We start from the raw sequence: 24,947 nt of genomic DNA on the forward strand, positions 1-24,947 counted from the left end.
CTCCTCCCCGGCCGGCGTGGCAGGATCGGGAGACGTGAGAGGCCGCGCCGAACTGCTGCTGAGCCACGCCCCCGTCTTTCAGGGGGCGGAGGCCGCCGATCTGGAGCCCCTGGCCGCTCTGGCCGTCTTTCGCACCCTGGCGCGGGGCGAGCACCTCTTCCGCGAGGGGGACGCGGTGGACACCGTCTACCTCGTGAGTTCCGGCAGCGTGCGGGTGTACCGGCTGGCGCGGGGCGGCACGCGGGAACTCACCCTGCATGTGGAGGGTCCCCGGCAACTCGTCGCGGGGGTCGCCGCCTTCCAGAGCCGGGCGGAGGCCCCGGCGAGCGCGGTCGCGCTGCAAACCCCGACGGAAGTGCTGTGCCTGCCCGCCGACGCGGTGCGCGAACGGGTGTACGGCACTCCCGCCCTCGCCCGGGCCGTGATCGCCTACTTCGCGCGGCGCCAGGCCGAACTGCTCGCCCGGGTCGAGGGGCTGGTCTTCAGCGAACTCGGTGAGCGGCTCGCCGGATACCTGCTGGAGCACGCCGCCGAGCCGCACCTCCTCCCCACCAACAGTGAACTCGCCGCCCTGCTGGGCACGGTGCCCGAACTCGTCAGCCGCAAGCTGGGCGAGTTCTACCGGCTGAACCTGATCCACCTGGAGCGGCGAAGGGTGCGCGTGCTGGATAGGGTGGAACTCACCCGGCTGGCGCGGGGGAACCGGGAGGGATGAGGTCCGCGCGACGAGCAATTCTTGGGCACGGATACCTGGAGGACAAGGGCCAAATTTGAAGGCATCCCGGACTATCTCGAACCCAGCTACAGTTGGCTCAGGCGCATCTACCCGGGTAGGATTCCCGAACCACAGTATTCGGCAGTGCTCCAACTCCTGTCCCCCGAGTTTTTGGATCGCACCCTCGCCAGGATGATCGCGGTTCTTGATGATCGGGACTATCACGTGGTCCTGAACGACGTTGACCGCGCTGGCGGGGCTCCGCTGCCCGAAGAAGAACTGTCTTTCGTTAGACGCCTCTTCATGGAATACGGCTTCCCGAACCTCCCATAGGTGCCCGCTTCCCTCCTGCCCCCGGCGTATCCTCGCCCCATGACCGACGCGCCGCTCCCCGAACTGATGCCCGACGCCAGCGTGGCCGACCCCTACGGCACCCTCGACCCCGCCACGCTGCGGCACCCCGACAGCCTGAAGTGGACGATGTACCCCGAGGGCGTGATCCCGCTGTGGGTCGCGGACATGGATTACCCGGTCGCGCCGCCCATCGTGGCCGCGTTGCGGGAGCGCCTGACACGCGGGCTGGGCTACCACCAGCTCCTCGGCGACCCGACCCTGGGCACGGCTCTGCGCGAACACCTCGCCACTCAGGGCCTCACCGACCTGCCGGAGGATGGCCTGACCTTCCTGCCGGGCGTGGTGCCGGGGCTGTACGCCGCCGTGAACGGTCTGACCCAACCCGGCGAGCCCGTGCTGACGATGACGCCGATCTATCACCCCTTCCACCTGGCGATCACCGAGCAGGGGCGCCGGGTGGCCGCCGCGCCGCTGCGGGAGGGCCAGACGGAAGGGGGACAGACGCGCTGGGAGATCGGCTGGGAGGCGCTGGAGGCTGCGGCCCAGGGTGCCCGCCTGCTGATGCTCTGCCATCCCCACAACCCTACGGGGCGAGTCTGGGACGCCGCCGAACTCGCCCGCCTGCGCGACTTCGTGCTGGAACACGACCTGTACGTGGTGTCCGACGAGCTGCACGCCGACCTGCGCTACACGGATGCGCCCTTCGAGGCGTTCGCCGCCGACCCGCGCGTGCGTGACCGGACGATTACCCTGACCGGACCCGCCAAGGCGTACAACACGGCGGGCCTGGGTATCGGCGCGATGGTGGGCCATGACCCGGCGCTCGTGAAGCGGGTCAAGACCGCCGCCGGGGGGCTGATGGGCCACCCCTCGGCGCTCAGCGTGACCGCCTGGCAGGCCGCGCTGCGGGGGGGCGGGCCGTGGCTGGCGGACACCGTGAAGTACCTGCGCGGCAACCGGGACGTGATGGCCGCCTTCCTCCAGACCCAGCTCCCCTGGGTGCGCTTCAGCCCGCCCGAGGCGACCTACCTCGCCTGGCTCGACCTGCGCGCCCACCCGAGAGCCGGGGACATCCAGAAGTTCCTGCTGGAGGAGGCCCGCATCGCCGTCCACGACGGCCCCATCTTCGCGCCCGAGGACCTCAAGCCGCGCTACCAGGGCTTCATCCGCCTGAACTTCGCCACCAGCCGCGCCCTGCTGGTCGAGGCGCTGGAGCGGATGGCGCGGGCGCTGGGGGCCGAGGTGCCCGTGCAGAGGTAGGAAGCGCGGGTCAGCCCTTCCGGTCTTCTGCCGCTGGCCCGCCCTGTTGGGTTGGGGATGCAGGCATCCTGTTCATGGAGAGGAAGCACGTTGGGGACGGTATTTTTCTCCCTTCCCCTTGCGGGGAACTCGTAGAGCTGCTTGCGGAGGGCTGGGGAGGGGAGTTGCAAGCGCCGCTTGTCCTCCTGTCTTGGCCCGAGAAGGAATGAGGCGCCTGGACATTCCCACTGGCTCCTGACGCCCGGCCCGTTCACCCCCTCCCAACCTTCCCCCTCAAGGGGGAGGAGACTTGTTTGCCGCTCCAGCCGCAATTTCTCTACCTTCTGAGACAGGCGAGATTCACTCCGTCTTCAAGGGGGCCTCCACGACCTCCGCCGTCAGCTCGCGCAGCCGCTCGATCAGGGGCCGCAGCCGCTCCCGCCGCAGCTTGAGGGCGGCGCGGTTCACCACCAGGCGGGCGCTGGAGTGGAACAGCACGTCCACCTCCTCCAGGTTGTTCGCCCGCAGCGTGCTCCCCGTCTGCACGAGGTCCACCACGGCGTCGGCCAGGCCCGTCAGCGCGGCGAGTTCGATGTTGCCGGAGAGCTTGACGACCTCGGCGGGAATGCCCCGCGCGGCGAGGTAGGCGCGGGCCGAGCGCGGGTACTTCGTGGCAACTCGCCCGATGGGTCCAGTCGCCCCCACCTCCCGGATCAGCGAGAGGCGGCAGGCGGCGAAGCGCAGGTCCACCGGCTCGTACACGGTGCGGCCCGACTCGATCAGCACGTCCTTGCCGACAATGCCCGCGTCCGCCACCCCCAGGTCCACGTACACGGGCACGTCCTGATTCCGCAGTTCGAGCACGGTCACGCCGGGGAACTCGTGCCGCAGGGCGCGCGACTTCTCCGGCAGGGTGAGGGGCAGCCCGGCGAGCGACAGCAGGCGGACGGCCTCCTCCAGAATGCGCCCCTTGGGCAGCGCGAGGGTGAGGTGGTCGGGACCGCGGGGCGGGGCGGGCGTCACGCGCTCACCTCGCCCAGCGCGTCCCCCTGTGCCCAGCGGCGAATGCCCCGGCGGGCGCAGTAGGCGAGCAGCTCGGCCCGGTCCTCCGTCCACGCGAGTTCGGCGACCAGCCCGGCGGCCCGGGCGGTCTCCGCCCCGGCGGCGTCGAGGGCCAGCACGACCTCCGGCTCGGGGGGCAGCGTCGCCGCCGTCACTTCGGTCAGCCGCTCCAGCCCGATGGCGAAGCCCGCGCCGGGCAGGCCCCCCAGGTCGTAGCGCCCGCCGCCCAGCACCGGCTGGTTCAGGCCCGCGGCGTACGCCCGGAAGGTGATCCCCGTGTAGTACCCGTAGCGGCGGCTGGCCCCCAGGTCGAACAGCAATCCCGGGCCGTACAGAGCGGCGACCGCCTCCAGGTGGGTCACGGCCCCCCGCGCCCGCTCGCCCCGCGCCAGCGCCGCCGCCTGCGTCAGCACCTCCCGCCCGCCATACAGGTCGGTCAGGGTATGCAGGGTCGCCGTCACCTCGCGGCCCAACCCATGCGCGGCGGCGAGGAGGTCCACGTCCGCCCCGCTCTTGCGGTCGATGGCGTCGTGCAGGGCGTTCCGTGCCCCGGCGGGCAGCCCCGCGTCCTCCAGCACGGCGTCCACGAAACCGGGATAACCCACCTCCATCACCGCCTCCACCCCGACCGTCTTCAAAGCCCGCGTGCCCAGGAGCAGCAACTCCGCGTCGGCCTGCGGCGTCGCCACCCCGACGAGTTCCACGCCCACCTGCCCGAACTCGCGCAGCCTGCCCAGCTCGCTCGTCAGGGTCCGCAGCCACAACCGCCCGCCGTACTGGAGGCGCAGGGGAAAGGGGCCGTGCGGGAAGCGGGCCTGGACCAGCCGCCCGATGGCCGTCGTGAACTCGCTGCGCAGCGCCAGCACCTCGCCGCTCGCGTCGATGAGCTTGAAGGCCCGCGCGGTTTGCGGGTGATTCTCCGACGCGAACTCCAGCGCGGGCACCTCCACGCCCCGGTAGCCCCACGCGGCGAACTCGCCCGCCAGCCGGGAGCGCAGGTGCTCGCGCCAGGCCCACTCGGGCGGCAGCACGTCGCGGGTACCCTCGGGAACGCGGGTGGGGGTGGGGGGGCGGGAGGACAGACTCACGGGGGGCATTAAAGCACTCGGGGAACAGTGTGAGTGGCACCTATTGTCTGCGAGCGCCGCGCAGACACGTCTGGTTCACAGGTCATGTGCTAACCCCGCCTGAACATGACCACACCATCCCTGCCAACGTCCCCGGTGGTCTCGCGCCGCTACCGCCTGCACTGTGCCCTCCCGGCGCTTGCCGCCGAGATCGGGCAGACCCTTCAACGCTTCGGCTGGGAGGTCTACGAACAGGCCCCACTCGGGCTGCTGATCGATGGTCCCTGGGGCGTCGCCTTGCAGGTGCTGGAGCAAGGGAACCCAAGTGAGTGGGTGGTGGTGACCGATAATCCCTGTGGTGAATATTGGGAGGACTTGTGGACCTTCGGGCCACGCGGCCTGCTGGCTGGAGGGCACCGCGTCGAGGAGCTGGCAAACGCGCTCGTCCGTGCCCAGGCGGGGGAGTTCTTCCGCCGCACTCCGCAGCACGACAGCCCGCTGACCTCTATAGAGCGCCGCATGCTGCGCTACAGCGCCCAGGGGTGGGAGAACCGGCGGATCGCCCAGGAACTTGACCTCAACGAGGGTACCGTCAGGAATGGGCTCAGCCGCGTGTTCCAGAAACTCGGCTTCGAGAACCGGACTCAGGTGGCCCTGTACTACTGGGGGCTCTGGCACCTCTTGAACCACCAACCATCAAAAGTCAAAGGGGCTGGCGATCGGTAAGCTTGTACCGTCGGTTACATTTGTCATCTTTGAGTGTTACATTTATCTACCACACCATCCTATTTTTCAATTATGCTCATCTTGTCGGCAAAAAGCAGAAGTCATCCTCACGCCAAGGAGCACCCCCATGCGTCGTATTCCTGCTGTGCCTGCCCTTGTCGCCCTTAGTGTCATTCTCGCCTCCTGCGGCCAACAGGATATGCAACAAACCGATAATCAAGCACTCATAATTGATGGTAGTGTTCCTGCTGAAGTACAAGCTGAGATGCGGGCGTGGTACGCCGCTTTACCAAGGGACATGATAGCGGGGGTCAAGAACCCACAGTTAATGTACACTGCCAAAAATGGCGAGGTTTACAGCAGCAAAGCAGGCGTCAAGATTCGGCAGGGACGTATAGTGAAAGACCTTCAAGGACTCTCTGTAAGGTTTAACGATGGTTCACAGGGTCCGGCTTATCCCGTGGATGATTTCAAGCCCAGTAATCTTAATACCCAAGGAGCAAACTACACGACTTGTAACAGTACCGACGGACCCTACTACAGATCGTACTCATCCTCGGGCTACGGCGCCATTTACACCGCCTTCACGCCCTATGCTCCTAATTTCCCTGCTCCTATCGGTTCGCGCTCCTGGGCCGCTTACAACTATCTTGGCGGTCAAGCGAGCAATGGGGCCAGCGAGGTGGATGCCGGTCTTGTCTATTACGACAGCAAGTTGCGTGTCTTCACACGTGCGAACGGTGTTTATAAAGAGTGGGGTGTAAGCTACCTGGGCCTTGGCTACTCACACCCAACACAGCTCTACGTCACCGGTTCTGGTCAACTGGCTATGAGTGTAGCTACTCCTAACGGGGGAACCATTCTCGCAAACATAAGCGCCTACGGATGGAACACGGCGGGTACAGATCAGTATTTAAAACGCATGGCAACGGTTGCAAACGGCGATCTGGCTGGTTACTACAACTCATCTTATAGATACAATGTTCAATTTACGTCTGTACTCGGCAATTCACAACTTGGTACATTCTCGGGGAACACCTACTCCTACTCCTACTGGTCGGGTTCAAGGGTCTTCTCCTCAGCGTGCAATTGGCCCAGCACTTCGACCGTGTACACAGCAAATGCACCAACAGCCAATAGCGTATCAGTCTACATCGACATGACCAACTAGTTCAGAATAACGTCATCTTGATGAACTAAGGTGGTAGGGCGTGAGTCCCCTGCCACCCCTGCCACCCTAGTTTTGGAGGTGACATATGAAATCGACTCTTACGGTTTCCAGCTATATGACGTGCGTGCTTCTGTCCTTAATACAAATGGCAGCGGCTCAAAAAGACAACCAAAATAGCACCAGATCTGGTCCCCTCGAACAGTCAAGGCTGCTTCCGGGAAGATTTAATGATGTGGTGGAACATAAAATAGAAACGCCTTCCCAGCTCTGCCAAGCACCTCGCACTTCTCAAGGACTAGAGTATTTAGGAAGAGGAAATCTGACTGCAAAACAAAAGCTGGCAGCGGGTTCCAATATGTGTGTATTACAGGAGTTTGTTTATTGGAATGGGGAAAAAGTTAATTCTACTCTGCCAGCAGTAAACTCCTTTAGCAACTGGCTTGCCAACCTGATTAAGATAGGAGGACGAGTAGAATGGCAGACGCGCGTGGATGGCAGCAAAGTATATTATGGTATTTCTTTAAAAGGGAAGTATTATTTTGTTCAATTCGGAGACGTGGCTTTCGATTCCGCTCTTATTATCACCTCAACAAGGTACACTACAAAGTAGGAATACCGCTCCTTGCGCTCTTGTTGATAAGGCCGGATCATTGAAACACTCTGTACGACAGTTACCACAAACTTGAATAATTTTAAAGAAGTTAGAACACCAGCATTACGGTCATAGCAATGGGACGCATTCAATAAGGGACCTCCAGATATAACTGCTCAGCGGGGCCTGTTGACCCGGAGCAGGTAGAATGAGGGCATTCTAGACGACGCCTGCCCCAATTGTGCCAGACTCAAAGCCCAGCTAGGTTAGGACAGCGAGACCTCCCATCAGCCTCCGAGCCAGGACAAATCCTGGAAGAACGAGGCTAAGAGCGAACGTCAGAAGACCGCCCGATCTTCTGGCGGGCAGCCGGGTCATACGGGCAAGACTTTGAAGATAGTGAACTTCCCGACGGGGTAGTGAGGGTGCCGCTCACCGACCCCACCCGGCGCACTAAGCCCCCGACCAGAACCTCATCCCTCTATACTCCCCCCATGCGCCGTGCCCCGCTCGCCCTCCTCCTGCTCGCGCCCCTGCTGGGCGGCTGCACCCGCACGGCGGACACCTTCAAGCCGCGCATCGTGATCACGAGTCCCGACGGGGGCGGGGTGAGCCGGGCGCGTTCTTTCACTGTCAAGGGGTACGCGCTCGACGATCAGGGGGTCACGGGGCTCACGGTGAACGGCCGGTCCATCCCTATCCAGGCCGGAAGCCGCAAGATCGCCTATTTCCAGTTCCAGACGCAACTCGCGGGGGGGCGCGGCGAGTACACCATCGCGGCGCGCGACGCGGCGGGCAACCGCGGCACGCTCGTCCTGCCCATCGCCGTGGACAGCACGCCGCCCACCGTCAAGGTGACGCGCTTCGAGCGGGAGCGGGGCGTCGTCCGCGTGACGGGCGTGGCCACCGACAACACCCGGGTCACCGAGATCAGCGTGGACGGCAAGCGTCTCAACATCACCCCGGGTGCCCAGGTGGACTTCTATGCCGAGACGAGCGGGGTGTACGCGGACATCGCGGTCACGGACGGGGCGGGGAACGTGACCAAGCTCCGGGCGCAGCGCTGAGCCACAAGCAGGCGGGCACAAGCAGGCGGGCACAGTCGCCGGGCGCCCCGCCCGCTAGCCTGGCGCCGTGCCGCGCGTCCCGTCCGCCGAAGCCCCCGTTCGCCCGACGCCGAGCGGGCGCGTGCCCCGGCCCACCCCCGCGCAGGAGGCCCCGCCACCCGCCCACCTGCCGGAACTCCTGCGGCGCCTCGCGGAGACGTACCTGCCCTCCCCACCCGCGCCCCGCGTCAGCCCCGAGCCGCTCGACGACCTCGTGGAGACGATCCTCGCCCAGCAGAACACCTCGGCCCTGACCCGGCGGCAGTTCGCGGCGCTCAAGGCTACTTATCCCATGTGGGAGGCGGCGCTCGCCGACGGTCCCGACGGGGTGGAGGCGGTGCTGCGCGCGGCGGGGGGCGGCCTGGCACGGATCAAGGCCGATTACATCTGGAACGTGCTGCACCGATTAGAGGAGGTGCAACCCTCCGGGGAGGAGGGCGGTCCCCTCAGCCTGCGCCTCCTGCGGAACATGAACGACGCCGAGGCCCGCGCCCTGCTGGAGTCGCTGCCCGGCGTGGGAATGAAAACGGCCAGTCTCCTCCTGCTGTTCGACCTGGCCCGCCCGGCGATCCCCGTCGAGAACAACATTCACCGCGTCGCCGGGCGGCTCGACCTGATTCCCGCCCGCTGGAACGTCCTCAAGGCCGAGCGCTGGTTCGACGAGGTGCTGGCGCGCGACTGGGCCACCCGCTACACCTTCCACGTCTCGGCCATCCGGCACGGGCGCCAGACCTGCCTCGCCCGGCGCCCCCGCTGCGAGGTCTGCGTGCTGCGCGACCTCTGCCCCTCGGCGGGCATTTTTCTGGAGGACGGGCCGGACACACGTTGAGGGGCCGGACACTCGCAGGCCCGGCCCCCCTTTCCCCCTTCGCTCAGCTCACGTCGGGATGGCGCTGCGTCTCGTGCAGGTGGACCGGCTTGCCCCGGCGGGCGCGCAGGTTGAGCAGCTCGACCATGATGGCAAAGCCCATGGCGAAGTAGGTGTAGCCCTTGGGGATCTTGAAGCCGAAGCCGTCGGCGATCAGGTTCACGCCGATCAGCAGCAGGAACGCGAGCGCCAGCATCTTCACCGTCGGGTGCGCCTGCACGAAGTCCCCGATGGGCCGCGCCGCGACGAGCATGATGGCGACGGTCACGACCACGGCGGCCACCATCACGCCGATGTCGTCGGCCATACCGACCGCCGTGATCACCGAGTCCAGGCTGAACACGATGTCCAGCAGCATGATCTGCCCGATGATCGCCGCGAAGTTCGCCGCGCCCTGCCGCACCACGCTCGTCTCGTGGGCGCCCGGCCCCTCCAGTTGTTCGTGCATCTCCTTGACGGCCTTGTACAGCAGGAAGAGGCCGCCGAGGATCAGGATCAGGTCGCGGCCCGAAAAGCCCTTGCCGAACACCTCGAACAGGTCGTTTTGCAGCCGGTAGATCCAGGTAATCGAGAAGAGCAGGGCGAGCCGCATCAGCATGGCGGCGAGCAGCCCCAGGGTCCGGGCGCGCTGCTGCTGGTCGGGCGGCAGCTTGCCCGCCAGGATGCTGATGAAGATGACGTTGTCAATGCCCAGCACGACTTCCAGCAGCAGCAGCGTGCCGAAGGCGAGCCAGGCTTCAGGCTGGGTGACCCAGCCGAACAGGGTTTCGATCACAGGGGACTCCAGAGAACAGGGAAGGGGGGGCGAAACGCGGCGACTCGCGCGTTCCACGCCGTTGCGGGCTGCCGGAAGCGGCAGGGAAGGAGCCAGCGGGTCACCCCGCGACATGCCGCTTCCGGCACGTCACCTCCCATCGTCCGGGAGAAGTTGTGCACGAATCCTAAATGGCAGATGAAGGGCCTTCATGTTCGGCCCGGTGAGGACCGAGTGTTACGGCCGCGTTTGCCGGGCGGTCGCGCCGTCCAGGTACACGCTCAGCAGCGCCCGCGCCGTGCCCTGGGGATCGGCGGGCGGCGCCCCCATCACCAAGGGGTAGAGCAGGGCCAGCAGCGCCCGCGTCAGCACCGCCGGGGAGAGGTCGCCGCGCAACTCGCCCCGCGCCGCCGCGCTCTCAATCAACCGGGTCAGCCCACCCATCCAGACCTGCCGGTACTCGTTCTCGAAGGCGGCGCGGCGCTCGGGCGAGACGTGGCGCAATTCGCCCGCCAGTTGCAGGCCCAGCCGCTGCTCGGGGGCGCTCGCCAGCAGGTCGCCCACCAGCGTCTCCAGTTGTGCCCGCACCCCGCTCTGCGCCTGCGCGTGCGAGACCAGCCGCGCGAGCCCCGCCAGCGTGCCCTCCAGCATCGCCAGGAAGAGGGCCTCCTTGTCCTCGTAGTGGTGGTATAGCGCCGGTTTGGTCACGCCTACCGCCGCCGCCACCTCGCGCATGGAGACCCCGTGATAGCCACTCGCCACGAAGAGCCGCGCCGCCTCGGTCAGGATGCGGGCGCGGGTCGTGTCGGGCGTGGGAGAGACGGGCAGGGAGGGCGGAACAGTCACAGCGGCATGATAGCCCGGGGAGGGGCGAACGTCCCGGGGGAGGGAGGGTCTGGTTGTCCATCGGCCTGTGGTGTGCCCTGGTCGGGCGCTCAAACTCGCCCTGATTCGATACGCCTTGCCAGTTCCCACAGCGCTGTTCGGTTGCTGTCCCATTTGACGAGTTGACGCGCTTGAGATTCGGCACACCACCGGATGGCGTCATGCTCGCCCGACAACACGAGTTCCTGACCCGTGGCGTCCACGCCAAACGCGTACTCGGGGACCACCAGCAGGTCCTTCGGCCAGTGGAGGTGTGCCGGAAAGATGACCGCTGGGATGGAGGCCACCGCTTGCAGCGCGACGAGAGGACAGGAAGGCGAGATTCCTGCCTCCTCAGTAGCCTCCCGTCGCGCGGTCTGTTCGGGGGTTTCATCATCCTCGCCCCCTCCGGCGACGCCCTGCCAGTACCCCGCGTCCCTTCGCCGAAGAAGGGCGAACTCGACTTGGCCCCGGCTCAGCAGGCGGAACGGAAGGACCAGCACTTGAAAGGGGGCGCGTCCCATACGGTACGGAAGCTAACAGGTTCTGCGAACGGAACGAACCGGAATCACGAACCCACCACTTCCACCTCCGCCGCCCACACGTCCTGTGGCGTCTCGCGGCGGCGAATCAGCGTCCACTCCTGCCCGTCCCACAGCGCCTCGGCGGGGCGGGGGCGGGTGAGGTACGTGCTGCTCATGCTCGCGCCGTAAGCCCCGGCCTCCCCGACGGCCAGGAGGGCGCCGGGGGCGGGCTCGGGCAGCGCCACGTCCCGCGCGAGGAGGTCGCCACTCTCGCAGGCGGGCCCGGCCACGTCCCAGACCTCCCGCGCCTCGCCGTCCCACAATGCCGTGACGGGGTGCTGGGCGCCGTACAGCATGGGCCGCAGCAACTCGGTCATGCCCGCGTCGGTGAGCAGGAAGTTCCGGCCCGTGCGCTTGGTGCCGACCGCCCGGGTGAGCAGCGTCCCCGCCCGCGCGACCAGATACCGCCCCGGCTCGACCCACAGCGCCGCCCCGAAGACGGAGGCCGCCGCCCGCGCCTCCCGGGCGATGCCGGGGAGGTCGGCGTCCACCCCCCAGCCGCCGCCCACGTCGAGCACCTCCAGGTCGCCCGTCTGCCCGTGAAGCTCGGCCAGCCGCGCGAAGGCCGCGCTGAAGTCCGCCGCATTCCGAATTGCGCTCCCGATGTGGACGTGCAGGCCGCGGGCGTCGTGCCCAGCCTTCCCCAACGCCGCCAGCACCCCCGGCACCTGCCCCGGCGTAACCCCGAACTTGCTCCCCGCCGCCCCCGTGGCGAGGTGGTCGTGCGTGCTGACGCTGAGGGCCGGGTTCACCCGCACGAGCGCCCGCGAGCCGGGCGGCAACAGCCCCACCTCCTCCGCCCGGTCCACGATGAAGGTCGCGCCCAGCCGTGCCCCCGCCGCGTATTCCTCCACCGACTTGGCGGGACCATTCACGAGCACCCCGTCGCCGCCCGCCCCCACCTGCTCGGCCCGCGCGATTTCCCCGGCGCTCACGCATTCGAAGCCCACGCCCGCCGCCTGCATCCGCCGCAGCAGCGTCAGGTTGGGGTTCGCCTTCATGGCGTAGAAGACCCGGGCGTCCCCGAACGCGGCGCGCACCCTCTCCAGCGCCGCGTCCAACTCGGCGGCATCATAGACGTAGAGGGGCGTGCCGAAGCGGTCGGCGGCGGCGAGGAGCTGGGCGCGCGGAATCACGCGGGACAGTGTAGAGGCCCGGGGGACCGGAGGGGCGGCCTAGCCCCCCAGCAGCCCCAGGAACGCCGCGACCACCCGGGGGTCGAGTTGGTGCCCCGCCTGGGCGCGCAGCTCCGCCAGCGCCTCCTCGCGGGTCCAGGCCCGCTTGTAGGGGCGCTCGCTGAGCAGGGCGTCATATACGTCTACCACGGCGAAGAGCCGCGCCAGCAGGGGGATGTTCTCGCCCGCCAGGCCGTCGGGGTAGCCGCCGCCGTCCCAGCGTTCGTGGTGGTGGCGCACGAGTTCGAGCGCGGCGGGCGGCACGAAGCCCAGCTCGCCCAGCCCCTCGGGGCCCAGCCCCAGCGCCCGCCCCAGACGGGTCGCCTCCGCCGTCACCCGGTCGGTGTGGCCCTGGGTCTCGCGGTCGCGGGCCTCCAGCGCCAGCCCCAGGGCCCGCAGGGCGGCCTCGCGCGCCGCCAGCGCCTCCTGCTCGGCCCGCTTCTGGGCCTCGATGTCGGTGCAGGTGCCCACCCAGGCGATCCCCTGCCCCGCCTCGTCCACGACCCGCACGCCCCGGATCAGGAACCAGCGGTACTCGCCGCCGCGCCCCCGAATCCGGTACTCGATGGCGTAGGGCTCGCCGCTCTCGATGGACTGCCGCCAGCGCGCCACGGTGGGGGCCACGTCGTCCGGGTGCAGGGCCGCCTCGAAGCCGAAGCCCCCCAGGCCGTCCGTCAGGCCCGTGTACTCCGCCCAGCGCCGGTTGACGTGGTGCCAGACCCCGGCGTCGTCGGCGGTCCACAGCATCACCGGCATCGCCTTCAGCAGGCGCAGGTAGGGGCGCGACGCCTGGAGGTCACGCAGGAGATGCAGCGAGGGTCCGGCGGAGGTCATGGGTTATTGTGTCGAGCTTGAGCGTTCGTCTCAAGCTCAGCAGTAGCGGGCGGCTGGGAAGCTGGCCCCGCCGTTTTCCCGGAGCTTGACCGGTTTGTGCGGCCCCATCACAGCTTTCCCAAGGGCAGTTTAATTTCCTTTACAGTCCGGGGGCCTACCCCACCCAAGAATGCGCCCAGTGCCCGGAGTGGGCACCAGGAGGTTCATGCGTGCCCAGAGCGTTGATCCTGACCGTGCTGCTGTCCCTCACCTCGCCCCTCGCCGCCGCGCAGTCCACTGCGGCAGCTCCCGCCTCCACCCTCCCGGCGGCCGAACAGGCCACCGTCAACGTCATCAACCGGACGCTGGGCAGCGTGCTGTACATCACCGCGACGATGCCCAGCACCGCCCAGGGCACCTTTTCCAGCCCCATCTTCGCCGACCCCGGGGCGCAGGGCGAGCAGGACAGCGGCAGCGGCTTTTTCGTGAACGCGCAGGGTTACGCCCTCACGAACTACCACGTGGTCGAGGGGGCCACCCGCCTCACCGTGAACCTGCGCGACAGCAAGCAGGACTTCACGGCCCGGGTCGTGGGGACCGCCCCCGACTACGACCTCGCGCTCATCCGGGTGCAGGGGGTGCCCGCGGGGCTGATCCGCCCGCTGCCGCTGGGCAACAGCGACACGCTGAAGGTGGGGCAGACGACCATCGCGCTGGGGGCGCCCTTCGGCCTGCAATTCAGCGCGACCACCGGCATCGTGTCCGCCCTGGAGCGCACCATTCCCACCGGTGTCCGGCAGATCCCCCAGAACGCCATCCAGACCGACGCGGCGATCAACCCTGGCAACAGCGGGGGGCCGCTGCTCGACTCGGCGGGGCGGGTGATCGGGATCAACACGCTGATCTTCTCGCCCAGCGGCGCCGCGACCGGGATCGGCCAGAACGCGGGCGTCGGGTTTGCCATCCCCATCAACGTCGCCAAGCGGCTGCTGCCGCAGCTCCAGGCCGGAAAAACGATTGTGGGTCCGGTGATCGGGGTCACGCTCGCCCCCTTTGAACTCACCGACCTGACCGAGCAGGTGCGCCAGCAGTACAAGTTGCCCCGCACGGGCGCCCTGGTCTCCCGGGTGGAGGCGGGCGGCCCCGCCGCGCGGGCGGGCGTCAAGGGCGGCACGGCGCAGGTCACGACCCCCATCGGGCCGGTCTATTTCGGCGGCGACGTGATCACGGCGGTCAACGGTCAGGCGGTCGAAACGTCGGCGGACCTCCGCGAGTACCTCTTCGGCCGGAAGGCCGGGGAGCGCGTGACCCTCAAGATCAACCGGGCGGGCAAGACCCTCACCCTGCCCGTCACCCTCGCGCCCGGCACGCCCCCGCCCGGCACCCGCTGAGTCTCCTTCCCCTCACGGTCTGCCCGGCCCCCGCCTGCTAAGCTCCCGGGCGGTATGAGTGGCGAACGGGTGCTGTGCGCAATGTCGGGCGGGGTGGATTCCAGCGTCACGGCGGCACTGCTGAAAGACGCGGGCTACACGGTCATCGGCGCGATGATGCGCTTCTGGCCCGACGGCAAGCGCGTGGACACCTTCGACACCTGCTGCTCGCCCGACGCCGCCTACGAGGCCCGCCGGGTGGCCGAGCAGGTCGGGGTGCCCTTCTACCTGCTGGACTACCGCGAGCAGTTCCAGCGCCACATCGTCGGCCCGTTTCTGGACGAGTACGCCCGGGGCCGCACGCCCAATCCCTGCGTGAACTGCAACACCAAGGTCAAGTTCGACGAACTCGTGAAAAAGGCGCGGATGCTGGGCTGCCGCTACGTGGCGACCGGGCACTACGTCAAGCGGGTGGAGCGGGAGGATGGGTCGGTCGAGTTCCACCGGGGCGACGACCCCCGCAAGGACCAGACCTACTTCCTGTGGGGGACGCCCAGGGACGCGCTGCCCTACATCCTCTTCCCGGTGGGCGAGATGGAGAAGCCCCGGGTGCGCGAGATCGCCGCCGAGAAGGGCCTGCTGACTGCCCGCAAGCCGGAAAGCCAGAACATCTGCTTCGTGCCCGGCAAGGTGCAGGACTACGTGGCCGAGCATCTGCCGCAGTCCCAGGGCTTTATCCGCGAGATTCGGACGGGCGAGGTCGTCGGCGAGCACCTGGGCACCCAGTTCTACACGCTGGGCCAGAAAAAGGGCCTGGGCCTGTACCAGACGCACCGCGTCCGCCACGTCGTCCACCTCGACCCGGGGACGAATACCGTCTGGGTCGGCGACTACGAGGACTGCCTGTGGGCTGGGCTGAAGGCCGAGGGGGCGAACTACCTCCTCGACCTCGCCGAGCTGCCGCGCGAGGTCGAGGTGCAGGTGCGCTACCGAACGAAGCCGGTGCGGGCCACCGTTATTCACGCCGACGAGCAGGGCTTCGAGCTGAGGTTCGAGGAGCCGCAGTTCGCCGTCGCGCCGGGTCAGAGCGCGGTGTTGTACGCCGGGACGCGGCTGTTGGGCGGGGGACTGATTGCGGACCACGCGCGGGAACTGCCTGTCTTGGCCGAGGCCTAGATCGAGTGACGGCTTTACAGCACGCCGCCGTCGTGTTCTCACGTTCTATACTTGACCGTTGTGGGCACAATCAATTTTATTTGCAGCGCTCTCGCCGTCCTTTCCCTTCTTCTCCTAGTTATCTACGGTGTTCAAGCACTCCTCAAGCGTCCTGGTGCTGGACGCAGGGCCGTGTACGCGGCAGGAGCTTACGTTCTCGTCGCCAGTCTCGCTTACTTGACCTTTCCCTCCGAGAAACGCGCGCAGTTGAAGGCTGAGAAAGCGGCTCAACAGTTGGAGAACACGAACCGTTGAATCCTGGCCAGAGAAGGACTACGGAAGAAGATCCGGGTCCCCTCAATACTTCTGGCCCGCCTCCACCCGCCCCTCAGGTTCCCTTCCCGCTGCCATCGCCTCTAAAAACGCCTGGGTGTATTCAGCTCCCCGGGCGATCAGGTCACGGGTCGTGCTGGCGATGTGCGGCGTGATGAGGACGTTTTCGCGGCTCCAGAGCGGGTGCCCCTCGGGAAGCGGCTCGGGGTCCGTCACGTCGAGCAGCGCACCGCCGAGATGCCCGGAGTCGAGCGCGGCGAGCAGGGCCTCCGTGTCGATCAGGTTGCCACGCCCCTGATTGGAAATCCACGCGCCGGGCTTCAGGCGGGCGAGCGCGTCCGCATTCACGATGCCCCTCGTCTCCGGGGTACTGGGGAGGAGCAGGACGACCCAATCCGCGCCAGCCAGGGCGGCGTCCCGCTCGGCCTCCGGGGTGCGCGAGCGAATGCCCGTCACGTGCGCTCCAAATGGCCCCAGCAGCTCCTCCAGAATTTTCCCGATGTGCCCGTAGCCCCAGATTGCCACCCGCGCCCCGTCCAGGGTGCCGAGGTCCATCGTCCGCAGCCAGCGGCCCCCCCGCTGGGCGTCTCGGAAGCGGTGCAGGCCGCGTTCGGCGGCGAGCATTCCGGCGAGGGTGTGGACGGCCACGGTGCGGTCGTGCAGCCGGTGGGCGTTGTAGAGGGTGACGCCGGGGGGCAGGGCATTCGCCACATGCTCGATCCCCGCCGTCAGGGTCAGGACCCATTTCAGGCCGGGGAGGGCCAGCAGCTCATCCCGCAGCTTTGCGGGTGCCAGCCACAGAACCACGCCGTCCGCGCCGCCCCCCGGCACATGCTCAGGGCTGTAGAAGGCGAGGTCCACCCCCTCCACCGCCAACGTTCGGAACTCCTCCCGGTCAGGCACCAGCACGCGCACTCTCCCACTCTCCCCTCGTGATCTCCATGTGAACGTCGGTGCGGCCCGGCCCCTCGGAGCGCCCCACCTCGCGGAAACCGCACGCCAGAAAGGCCCGCTGGGCGCGGCGGTTGTGCCCGAAGGTGGTCAGGCGCACCCGTGAGAGCGGCGCCTCGCGCCCGGTGAAGGCCCAGGCGAGCAGTGCCATCACCGCCTCGCGGCCGTAGCCCTGGCCCCACAGCGAGCGCACGCCGATCATCACGCCCAGGGTGCCCAGGGTGGGCCTCAGCGGCGGGGGCGGGCGCAGGTCGTACAGCTCGGTGCTGCCGATCAGCTCGCCGCGCTCGTTCAGCACCCCGAAGCCCGCGCGCTCGCCCGAACCCTCCTCCTCCAGCATCACCCGGCGAAAGAGCCACTCGGGGAGCCGGATGGGCTTGGCGTCGTTCCAGTCGGCCAGCTCGCGGTCGCGGAAGAAGCGGTAGAGGGTGCGCCACTCCTCCGGCGTGAACTCCGGGACGGGTTTGAGGGTGACGCGGCCCCACTGGAGAGGCATGCCTTCCGCCGCCATGCGCGTCAGTCTAGCCCCCCGGCCCGCATGGGCTGGCGGTCCAACGGACCCAGCGCCCGCGTCACGTCGCGCGTCAGGCGTTCGAGGTGAAAGGCGTCCCCTTCCGCCCGCTCCACGTTGCCGCCCGGCCCGACCACCAGCAACGCGAGCGCCCGGCCCCCGGCGTGGCGCACAAAGACGCCGGGGTGACGGTCGAGAGTGACCTGTTCTTCGGGGGAGAGGACGGCCCAGGCGGGATCGGCACTCGTTAGGCCCAGGTGCGCCGTGGGGAGGTTCCGCGCCCGCAGCTCGCCCTCCAGCCATTCCATCGCCTCCAGCCGACCCCCGATGACGCCCTGCTCGATGTGGGGCCGCGCGACATTGTAGCGGATGGGCTGCCCGTCCCGCCGCCGCACGTCGCCCCCCGCCGCCCGCACGAGCGCGTGCCCCGCCGCGATGTCCCACTCCGAGCGCGGGCTCATGGTGAAGGTCACGTCGGCCTCGCCCGCCGCGATCCGCGCGAGCTTGAGGGCGATGGAGCCGCTGGGCACCATGCCGGGGAGGTCGTGCTGGTGCAGTTCCCGCTTGAACTCCGTGTCCGACACGCTGACCACGTATTCCGTCCGGTCGCTGAAGCCCGCAGGTATGCCGTTCTTCGTGACCCCCTCGCCGACTGCGCCCACGAACAGCTCGTCCGTTGCGGGAGCATAGACGACGCCGAGCAACGGCGCTCCATCCACCGCCAGGCCGATAGACACGGTGTAGTCGGGGCTGCCCGAGGTGAACTCCTTGGTCCCGTCGATGGGGTCCACGATCCACACGCGCTCCTGGCCCAGCCGCGCGGAGGTGTCGGCGGCCTCCTCGCTCAAAAATCCATCCCCCGGAAAGGCGGCCCTCAGCCCGGCCAGGATCAACTCCGAAGCCTCGCGGTCGGCGGCGGTGACGGGATCATCTGCCGAGGTCTTGTGTTCGACGGTCAGCCCACGTTCCAGGTGCGTTCTGAGCAACTCGCCCGCCTCCAGCGCGAGCCGGGTGGCCGCGTTCCGTTCGGTCTCCAGCGTCATGCCTCCGAGGATACCCGCGCCCCGCCGCGTGTCACGCCGGGCGCCTCGTCCAGCCGCAGCAGCGCGGGCGAGAGGAACCCCGCCAGGCTCGCCAGCGCCGACAGCACGCCCGCCACCATGAAGAGGCCCCGCACGCCGATCAGCTCACCCAGCGGCCCCGCGAGCGCCAGCCCGACGGGTCCGGCCAGCCCCATCACCGTGGAGAGCAGCGACAGCGCCCGGCCCTGAAGCTGGTTCGGAATGACCGTCTGAAGCACGGCGGTCATGGGCGCGTTGCCGAAGCTGAAGGTCACGCCGCTCACGACCCACCACACGACAGCGAGCCAGAAGGCCTTGCCCGGCGCGAGGGCCGTCAGCGCCACGGCGAAACAGGACAGCGCGAAGGCGACAAGGACTGTCATCACCCGCCGCCGGGGGGCAAATACGGTGACCGCCAGCCCCCCCGCAATCATGCCCGCGCCCGACAGCCCCTCCATCAGCGCGACCTGCCCGGGACCGCCGCCAAAATGCGTCTTGACGAGCAGCGGCGTCAGGGAAAAGGTGGGCAGGATGGTCAGGACGACCACGGCGAGGACGGTGTAGAGGTGGCGCAGGCCGGGGTGGTTCCACACCAGCAAGGCGCCCTCGCGGAACTCGGCCCAGACGCCCGCCTGTTGCTCACGCGGCACCCGAACTTGCGGGATGCGGAAGAGCAGCAGCGGCAGAATGCCCAGCAGCGCAGTCACGACATCGATGCTCAGCGCCGCGCCGAGCGGCATCACGCCCAGGGCGAGGGCCCCCAGCGGCGCGGCGGCCACCGTCATGATGCCCTGGAGGCTCTGGTTCAGACCCGCCGCCCGGGGTAGAAAGTCCGCCGGAACGAGCATCGCCGTGCTCCCCGCCGCCGCCGGGGCCTGAAACGCCTGCATGGAACTCCGAATGAACATCATCGTGTAGACGTGCCAGAGTTCGACCCGCCCGGTGGCGAACAGGAAGATCAGGACGAGCATGCACAGGGCGCTCACGGTATCTGCCCCGATCATCAACAGGCGGCGGCTGTAGCGGTCGGCGAAAGTGCCCCCAAGCGGGCCCAGGAGCGCCTGCGGGAGCAGCGCCGCCATTCCTGCCGTCGCCAGCGCGCCCGCACTCCCCGTCGTGTCGGTGATCCACCACAGCAGCACGAACTGGGTCAGGGCCGAGCCCGTCAGCGAGAGCGCCTGCCCCACGAAGATGGACCAGAAGCGCCGCTGCCAGCCGGGGCCGGGATCGGGGTGGCGGGTTGGGGCGGGGGAGAGCACCGCTACATCCGCGTCCATGTCAGCAACTCCTCCCGCAGCAGGGCTCGTGCCCCCGGGCTCAGGTCCGGCATCCCCGTCAGCGGCCCCAGCCAGAATCCGTCACAGGCGAGACGAATGGCGTGGGCGCGCCCGGCGGGGAGTCCGTCGTCCTCCGCCCCCGACACGACGAAGGCCTGCGCCTCCCGCAACCCGGCGATGAGGTCCGGGTGCCCGGCAAGTGGGGCGAGGGCGACGCACAGCGCCTCCTCCCCCGCCTCCGGTGTAAAGCTCACCTCGATGTACGCGCGCAGCCACGCGCCCGGCTTCTCCCCGTGCGCCGCCACCTCCCGCGCGTGGGCCGCGGCCACCCGCTCCCGGAAGCGGTCCACCAGGGCCAGCGCCAGGGCCGAGAGCAGCGCCTCCCGGGAGGGGTAGTGGTGCAGCAGCCCGCCTTTACTCACCCCCGCCTCGCGCGCCACGGCGTCGAGCGAGAGGGCAGCCCCCTGCTTCTGAAGCACCCTCTCCGCGGCCTCCAGCAACGCCATCCGGGTCAGTTCAGGATTACGGGTCCGAGTCATGTCATCAGCGTACCGTCCAGACGGTCGGTTAGGGGTAAGGCAACATCCTTTTCCTCCTGCCTAGCCCCCGGCATTGACCCGCTCAGCGTGCCCCCGCTACACTTCCCGGCATGACTGCGGCGCACGCGAACAACGTGAATGACGATCCCCGCTAGGGGACGCCTCGCCGCACACCGCGCCCCCGACCTCGCCCAGGAGTCGGGGGTTTTCCCATACAAAGGAGCCCAACGTGACCACCCAACCCGCCGTCCACCTCCAGCGCACCCTCACCCGGGAGTTGCCCCGGTTCGAGGGGCAGACCGTCAGACTCCAGGGATTCCTGCACGCCCGCCGCGACCTGGGGGGCGTGCAATTTTTGGTTCTGCGCGACGTGAGCGGCGTTGCCCAGTGCGTCGGCAGCGGCCTGGACCTCCCCCTCCCCGAGAGCAGCATCGAGGTCGTGGGCAGGGTCAAGGCCCACCCCAAGGCGCCCGGCGGCTATGAGGTGCAGGTCGAGAGCCTGCGCGTGCTGAGCGCCGCCGTCGAGCCCCCGCCCGTCGAGATTCCCAAGATGGAGTGGAACGTCAACCCGGAGACGATGCTCGACTACCGGGTGGTGACCGTCCGCGGCCTCAAGGAACGGGCGGCGCTGAAGGTCCAGGCCGAACTCGTCGCGGCCTTCCGTGACCACCTCATTTCCGAGGGCTTTACCGAGATCAGCACGCCCAAGATCGTGTCGGCGGGGGCGGAGGGCGGCGCGAACCTCTTTCCCATCGACTATTTCGGACACCCGGCGTACCTGGCGCAGAGCCCGCAGCTCTACAAGCAGATCATGGTCGGCGTCTTCGAGCGCGTGTTCGAGGTCGCGCCCGTCTACCGTGCGGAGGAACACGCCACCTCCCGCCACCTCAACGAATACCTCAGCCTCGACGTGGAGATGGGCTTCATCGAGTCGGAAGAGGACGTGATGGACCTGGAAACCCGGGTGCTGGCGGCGATCATGACCCGGCTGGGCGAGCGGGCGCAGGCCGAGTTCGCCCTGCTCGGGGCCACCATCCCCGACGTGCCCGCCCGCATCCCCCGCATCACGCTGATGGAGGCGCGGCAACTCGTGACCGAGAAGTACGGCCACGCGGTCGGCGGCAAGGACCTCGACCCGGAGGCCGAGCGCCTGCTGAGCCAGCACTACGCGGAGACCCAGGGCACCGACTTCGTGTTCGTGACGAAGTATCCCCGCGCCGCCCGGCCCTTCTACACCCACGCCGACCACCACCCGGACGGCACCCTCAACCCCGAAATTACGCGCGGCTTCGACCTGCTCTTCCGGGGCATCGAGATCACCTCGGGCGGCCAGCGCATCCACGAGTACGCGATGCTGATGGACTCCATCGCCGCCTACAAGCTCAACCCCGAGTCGCTGGCGGGCTACACCGAGGTCTTCAAGTACGGCATGCCCCCCCACGGCGGCTTCGCCATCGGGGCCGAGCGGCTGACGGCAAGGCTGCTGGGGATTGCGAACGTGCGCTATGCCCGGGCGTTTCCACGGGACCGGCACCGGCTGACGCCCTGAGGCAGGCCAAGGCAGAAGGCGGAAAGCTCACCGCGCGGGCCCTCCGCCTTCTGCTGCCCCTATTGCCCTTCCAGGTCCAGCTTCACGTCCTTGCCGGGCGGCGTCTTGCCCCCGCTGGCGAGCGTCTTGGCAAAGGCGACGACCTTGCCGATGCCACTGGACGGGCCGTCCCAGTATTCGGCCCGCTGGGGCGTGACCCTCAGCAGCGTCAGGTTGGGATCGTCCACCCCGTCGGGGAAGAAGGCCTTGAGGGGCGGCTCCCACAACTCCCGCATCCTCGCGCGGTCGTCCACCTGCTCGGCGATGCCGGTGACGTTGACCCACAGGTTCTTGTCCGGGTTGTTGTAGCCCAGGTTGACCTGCGGGTTCAGCCGGATATCCCCCACCTTGTGGCTGTCCCGGTAGGTGAAAAACCACAGCTCGCCGTTGAACTCGGCCTCCTGGGTCGCCATCGGGCGCCCGTGCAGGCTGCCGTCGGCCGAGACGGTCGTGAACGTGGCGAAGCGGACGCCCCTGATCTTCTCGGCGAGCAGGCGGGCGGCCTCCTGGGGATCATCGACGTGTTGCGGCTCGGTCATGTCGCCTCCTTGGGGGCAGTGTAGTCGCGCTGTTCGGGAGGGATTTTGAGCGGAGGTTAGGCCTTCGCCGCCCATGCTCTCGCCTCTGCCATCATCACCCGCATGGAACAGTTCGCCCAGTTCAAGGTCGGCGGCCAGCGGGTCTACGGCATGGTGCATGTCCCCGAGGGCGAGCGGCCCGCGCGGGGCTGGCCCTCCGTCGTCATGCTGCACGGCTTTACCGGCAACCGCATTGAGCCCCACCGCCTCTTTCCCCTGCTCTCGCGTTACCTGGCCGCGCGTGGGGTGGCCTCCCTGCGTTTCGACTTCCGGGGCAGCGGCGAGTCGGAGGGCGAGTTCAACGAGATGACCGCCCTGCGCGAGGTCGAGGACGTGGAGGCCGCCTTCGACTACGTGCGCGGCCTGCCCCTGCTCGACCCCGAGCGGGTGATGCTGCTGGGCTTCTCGATGGGCGGCCTCGTCGCGGCCCTCGCCGCCGAGCGGGTGCGGCCCCACCGCCTCGCCCTGTGGGCGCCCGCCCTGCCGGAGCTGTGGCTCTCCTACCTCCGCGGGGGCTTCGCGCCGCCCGTCATCCTCGACCACGGCGGCTGGCCCCTGGGCCGCGAGTTCCTGCTGGAGATGCCGAGGATGAAGCCGCTGGAGGCCGCCGCTCGCTGGGGCGGGGTGGCCCGCGTCTTCCACGGCGACGCCGACCCGGTCGTGCCCCCCGCCCACGGCGTCCGCTACGCCCAGGCCCTCGGCTGCGACGCCATCGCCATCCCCGGCGCCAACCACACCTTCGACTCCCTGGAGGCGGTCGAGATGCTGTACCGCGAAACGGCGCGATTTTTGTTGGGGGGATAGGGATGTTTGAATTTCACGGATGGTTCGCGCTATTGGACTCGACGTATGAGAGCGACGATTTAAAGATCTTGGGCATCGTCGTCCGTTTGAAAGAGCAGATTGAGCGGCTTGGCTGGGACGGCTCCGTTTCCGCAGAAGTTCGGGGGATGAATGGAACGTTTTTCCTGTTCGTCCACGGCAACAAGAATCGCAGGGGCGTAATCGGCCCCGAGCTGGACGACCTCCTCGCCTTCGTGGCAGCGGAAGCGCCAGGCTCCTACGGGGTGATGTACTGGCGTAACATGGAGGACTCCAACGATTTTAAAGTTAGAGTCCTGGCCCCGGGTCGCCTCGTGGATCATCCCGATCCGTTCTTATCACCCGTCGTTCCCACGATTGAGGACGAGGACGGGGAACCAGCAGAAGTGGGGAGCGCCGAGGCGACCTTTTGGGACCAGAGATTCAGGACATACTCTCAGGCTTTAAGGAAAGATGTTGATAATGAGGAGGCATCTGGGTCGGAAGAAAGATGAATGGTCCCAGCCCTTTCAAGGCCGCGTGTCCAGGTCCGTGCCGAACTGCTGGTTCATAAATACGGCGAGTTCCCGGGCGAACCGCTGGTGCGCGAAGCTGCTCGGATGCACCCCGTCGAGGCTGAAGGACCGGCCGAAGGGGGAGGCCGCCGTGGGGATCAGGGGCCGCCCCGGCAGCATGTCCAGCACGCGGGTCACGTCGAAGACGGGCACACCACGGGCGGCGGCAATCTCGCGGATCGCCGCGTTGTAGCCCTCCACGATGCTCTGGGCCTGCCGGTACTCGGCGGCGGTGAGGGCCTCGGGGGCGTTGCAGGAGAGGGGAGACTCCTTGCTCGCCCGGGCCGCGATCACGCTGCCGAAATAGGCATCCTGGCCCCGGCAACTGTCGTCCACCAGCCCGGCCAGGCGGAGCTGGCGCACCGGGATCAGCGCGGGCACCCGCGTCACGTCCGGCACCGTCATGACGACGAGGTGCTGGACGCCCCCGGCGAGCAGGCGATCCACCAGGGTCGTGTAGTCGGCGCGGAAGCTCTCCAGCGGCGTGGCCTGGTCGGGCCTCCCGCGCAGGGTGGGCAGCAGCACGTCGTTGTTGCCGATCCAGACGGTGGCGAAGAGGGGCTTGCGGGCCAGCGCCGCCTGAAGCTGGGTGGTGCCCGGCCCCAGGATCGCCCGGTACAGGTCGGCGTCGTACAGTTGCGGGTCGGGGTCGGTGACCTGGGTATCCGTGCTGTTCAGCACGTCGCTGACCTTCGCGCCGGGCACGGCCACCACGGGCGACACGATCCCCGGCTGGCGCAGCGCGCAGTTCTTCTCCCCCTTCACGTTCACCGGGGGCGGGCAGCCGGGGTCCTGCACCTCCGGCATGGGCACGTCCAGCCCCGCCCGCTCGCCCAGGAGGTGCGGGTAGGCGGCCCGCTGCGACTCGGCCGTGAGCCCGCCCGACTGGAACCCGGCGGTGATGCTGTCCCCCAGCGCGACATAGCGGGTAAACGGCGTGGCGTCCGGGCGAGGGGTGTGGGCCGTCCGCATGGGGGCGCAGGCACCGAGCAGCAGCAGGGCGAGGGGCAGGATTCGCTTCATGGGACCACCTTCCGGGGCGAGGGGACGGAGGTGCGGCGAGTCTTTCCCCCGAGTTCACACCGGTTTCCAGGCCCAGAAATGTGTGTTTGCTCGCT

At 68.2% G+C, this 24,947-nt stretch carries 26 protein-coding genes and 1 pseudogene; 13 read left to right on the forward strand and 14 right to left on the reverse strand.

Going from position 1 to position 24,947, the window contains the following annotated elements:
- Positions 1-34 precede the first annotated feature (34 nt).
- A complete protein-coding gene (locus DAERI_RS12910; RefSeq protein WP_103129847.1) occupies positions 35-715 on the forward strand; it encodes a Crp/Fnr family transcriptional regulator in 681 nt (226 codons plus the stop codon).
- Positions 716-1,087: 372 nt separating this feature from the next.
- The gene (locus DAERI_RS12920; RefSeq protein WP_103129849.1) at positions 1,088-2,329 is read left to right on the forward strand and encodes a MalY/PatB family protein; all 1,242 of its coding nucleotides are present in this window, start codon (positions 1,088-1,090) and stop codon (positions 2,327-2,329) included.
- A 339-nt stretch (positions 2,330-2,668) separates the two neighbouring features.
- Here DAERI_RS12920 and hisG read toward each other — a convergent pair whose 3' ends face one another.
- Both hisG and DAERI_RS12930 read right to left on the reverse strand, forming a co-directional pair.
- Positions 2,669-3,331: an ATP phosphoribosyltransferase gene (hisG, locus tag DAERI_RS12925; protein WP_103129850.1), complete on the reverse strand. Its 663-nt coding sequence runs from the start codon at positions 3,329-3,331 to the stop codon at positions 2,669-2,671.
- Positions 3,328-4,467: an ATP phosphoribosyltransferase regulatory subunit gene (locus tag DAERI_RS12930; protein WP_103129851.1), complete on the reverse strand. Its 1,140-nt coding sequence runs from the start codon at positions 4,465-4,467 to the stop codon at positions 3,328-3,330. Before DAERI_RS12930 ends, hisG begins: the two co-directional genes overlap by 4 nt.
- A 96-nt stretch (positions 4,468-4,563) precedes the next feature.
- Here DAERI_RS12930 and DAERI_RS12935 point away from each other — a divergent pair, with 96 nt between their 5' ends.
- The 6 genes and pseudogenes from DAERI_RS12935 (at position 4,564) to DAERI_RS12945 (ending at position 8,861) form a co-directional block, all read left to right on the forward strand.
- The gene (locus DAERI_RS12935; RefSeq protein WP_103129852.1) at positions 4,564-5,163 is read left to right on the forward strand and encodes a response regulator transcription factor; all 600 of its coding nucleotides are present in this window, start codon (positions 4,564-4,566) and stop codon (positions 5,161-5,163) included.
- Between the two features lie 127 nt (positions 5,164-5,290).
- A complete protein-coding gene (locus DAERI_RS22035) occupies positions 5,291-6,334 on the forward strand; it encodes a hypothetical protein (protein WP_133162031.1) in 1,044 nt (347 codons plus the stop codon).
- 85 nt (positions 6,335-6,419) lie between these two features.
- Positions 6,420-6,944, forward strand: coding sequence for a hypothetical protein (locus DAERI_RS22040; protein WP_133162032.1), 525 nt, complete (start codon positions 6,420-6,422; stop codon positions 6,942-6,944).
- A 252-nt stretch (positions 6,945-7,196) separates the two neighbouring features.
- Positions 7,197-7,363, forward strand: a pseudogene (locus DAERI_RS22830) (IS66 family transposase); the annotation flags it as partial.
- Positions 7,364-7,420: 57 nt separating this feature from the next.
- Positions 7,421-7,993, forward strand: a complete 573-nt coding sequence (locus DAERI_RS12940; protein WP_103129853.1) for a hypothetical protein — start codon at positions 7,421-7,423, stop codon at positions 7,991-7,993.
- A 67-nt stretch (positions 7,994-8,060) separates the two neighbouring features.
- A complete protein-coding gene (locus DAERI_RS12945) occupies positions 8,061-8,861 on the forward strand; it encodes an endonuclease III domain-containing protein (protein ID WP_235610376.1) in 801 nt (266 codons plus the stop codon).
- A 43-nt stretch (positions 8,862-8,904) separates the two neighbouring features.
- Here DAERI_RS12945 and DAERI_RS12950 read toward each other — a convergent pair whose 3' ends face one another.
- The 5 genes from DAERI_RS12950 to DAERI_RS12970 form a co-directional block, all read right to left on the reverse strand.
- Entirely contained in the window at positions 8,905-9,675 is a 771-nt protein-coding gene (locus DAERI_RS12950) for a TerC family protein (protein ID WP_103129854.1), read from the reverse strand.
- A gap of 216 nt (positions 9,676-9,891) precedes the next feature.
- Positions 9,892-10,500 (reverse strand): TetR/AcrR family transcriptional regulator, encoded by a 609-nt coding sequence (locus tag DAERI_RS12955; protein WP_103129855.1) that lies wholly within the window; start codon positions 10,498-10,500, stop codon positions 9,892-9,894.
- 89 nt (positions 10,501-10,589) lie between these two features.
- Complete coding sequence (locus DAERI_RS12960; RefSeq protein ID WP_103129856.1) at positions 10,590-11,042, reverse strand: NUDIX hydrolase; 453 nt, start codon at positions 11,040-11,042, stop codon at positions 10,590-10,592.
- 44 nt (positions 11,043-11,086) lie between these two features.
- Positions 11,087-12,238, reverse strand: a complete 1,152-nt coding sequence (gene lysA / locus DAERI_RS12965) for a diaminopimelate decarboxylase (RefSeq protein ID WP_103129857.1) — start codon at positions 12,236-12,238, stop codon at positions 11,087-11,089.
- Between the two features lie 39 nt (positions 12,239-12,277).
- Positions 12,278-13,111, reverse strand: a complete 834-nt coding sequence (locus DAERI_RS12970; protein WP_103129858.1) for an HD domain-containing phosphohydrolase — start codon at positions 13,109-13,111, stop codon at positions 12,278-12,280.
- 209 nt (positions 13,112-13,320) lie between these two features.
- Here DAERI_RS12970 and DAERI_RS12975 point away from each other — a divergent pair, with 209 nt between their 5' ends.
- Together DAERI_RS12975 and mnmA are read left to right on the forward strand one after the other, a co-directional pair.
- Entirely contained in the window at positions 13,321-14,481 is a 1,161-nt protein-coding gene (locus DAERI_RS12975) for a S1C family serine protease (RefSeq protein ID WP_235610377.1), read from the forward strand.
- 54 nt (positions 14,482-14,535) lie between these two features.
- Positions 14,536-15,636, forward strand: a complete 1,101-nt coding sequence (gene mnmA / locus DAERI_RS12980; RefSeq protein ID WP_103129860.1) for a tRNA 2-thiouridine(34) synthase MnmA — start codon at positions 14,536-14,538, stop codon at positions 15,634-15,636.
- Between the two features lie 336 nt (positions 15,637-15,972).
- On the opposite strand, the gene DAERI_RS12985 is transcribed toward mnmA, so the two are convergent.
- From DAERI_RS12985 to DAERI_RS13005, 5 genes are read right to left on the reverse strand one after another with little or no spacing between them, the layout of a single operon-like run.
- Positions 15,973-16,863, reverse strand: a complete 891-nt coding sequence (locus DAERI_RS12985; RefSeq protein WP_103129861.1) for an NAD(P)-dependent oxidoreductase — start codon at positions 16,861-16,863, stop codon at positions 15,973-15,975.
- The gene (locus DAERI_RS12990) at positions 16,844-17,410 is read right to left on the reverse strand and encodes a GNAT family N-acetyltransferase (protein ID WP_103129862.1); all 567 of its coding nucleotides are present in this window, start codon (positions 17,408-17,410) and stop codon (positions 16,844-16,846) included. The genes DAERI_RS12985 and DAERI_RS12990 overlap by 20 nt, the downstream gene beginning before the upstream one ends.
- A 5-nt stretch (positions 17,411-17,415) precedes the next feature.
- Positions 17,416-18,453, reverse strand: coding sequence for a 3'(2'),5'-bisphosphate nucleotidase CysQ family protein (locus DAERI_RS12995; RefSeq protein ID WP_103129863.1), 1,038 nt, complete (start codon positions 18,451-18,453; stop codon positions 17,416-17,418).
- On the reverse strand, positions 18,450-19,748 hold the full coding sequence (locus tag DAERI_RS13000) for an MFS transporter (RefSeq protein WP_103129864.1): 1,299 nt from the start codon (positions 19,746-19,748) through the stop codon (positions 18,450-18,452). Before DAERI_RS13000 ends, DAERI_RS12995 begins: the two co-directional genes overlap by 4 nt.
- The gene (locus tag DAERI_RS13005) at positions 19,733-20,287 is read right to left on the reverse strand and encodes a TetR/AcrR family transcriptional regulator (protein WP_103129865.1); all 555 of its coding nucleotides are present in this window, start codon (positions 20,285-20,287) and stop codon (positions 19,733-19,735) included. Before DAERI_RS13005 ends, DAERI_RS13000 begins: the two co-directional genes overlap by 16 nt.
- 229 nt (positions 20,288-20,516) lie before the next feature.
- On the opposite strand from DAERI_RS13005, the gene aspS reads away from it, so the two are divergent.
- The gene (gene aspS / locus DAERI_RS13010; protein ID WP_103129866.1) at positions 20,517-21,836 is read left to right on the forward strand and encodes an aspartate--tRNA(Asn) ligase; all 1,320 of its coding nucleotides are present in this window, start codon (positions 20,517-20,519) and stop codon (positions 21,834-21,836) included.
- 59 nt (positions 21,837-21,895) lie between these two features.
- Here aspS and DAERI_RS13015 read toward each other — a convergent pair whose 3' ends face one another.
- Complete coding sequence (locus DAERI_RS13015) at positions 21,896-22,414, reverse strand: pyridoxamine 5'-phosphate oxidase family protein (RefSeq protein WP_103129867.1); 519 nt, start codon at positions 22,412-22,414, stop codon at positions 21,896-21,898.
- 102 nt (positions 22,415-22,516) lie between these two features.
- On the opposite strand from DAERI_RS13015, the gene DAERI_RS13020 reads away from it, so the two are divergent.
- Positions 22,517-23,257 (forward strand): alpha/beta hydrolase family protein, encoded by a 741-nt coding sequence (locus DAERI_RS13020; protein ID WP_103129868.1) that lies wholly within the window; start codon positions 22,517-22,519, stop codon positions 23,255-23,257.
- A gap of 2 nt (positions 23,258-23,259) precedes the next feature.
- Complete coding sequence (locus tag DAERI_RS13025) at positions 23,260-23,769, forward strand: Imm7 family immunity protein (RefSeq protein ID WP_103129869.1); 510 nt, start codon at positions 23,260-23,262, stop codon at positions 23,767-23,769.
- A gap of 15 nt (positions 23,770-23,784) precedes the next feature.
- On the opposite strand, the gene DAERI_RS13030 is transcribed toward DAERI_RS13025, so the two are convergent.
- Entirely contained in the window at positions 23,785-24,852 is a 1,068-nt protein-coding gene (locus DAERI_RS13030) for a GDSL-type esterase/lipase family protein (protein WP_103129870.1), read from the reverse strand.
- Positions 24,853-24,947 lie beyond the last annotated feature (95 nt).

Source organism: Deinococcus aerius (assembly GCF_002897375.1).
GTDB lineage: Bacteria > Deinococcota > Deinococci > Deinococcales > Deinococcaceae > Deinococcus > Deinococcus aerius.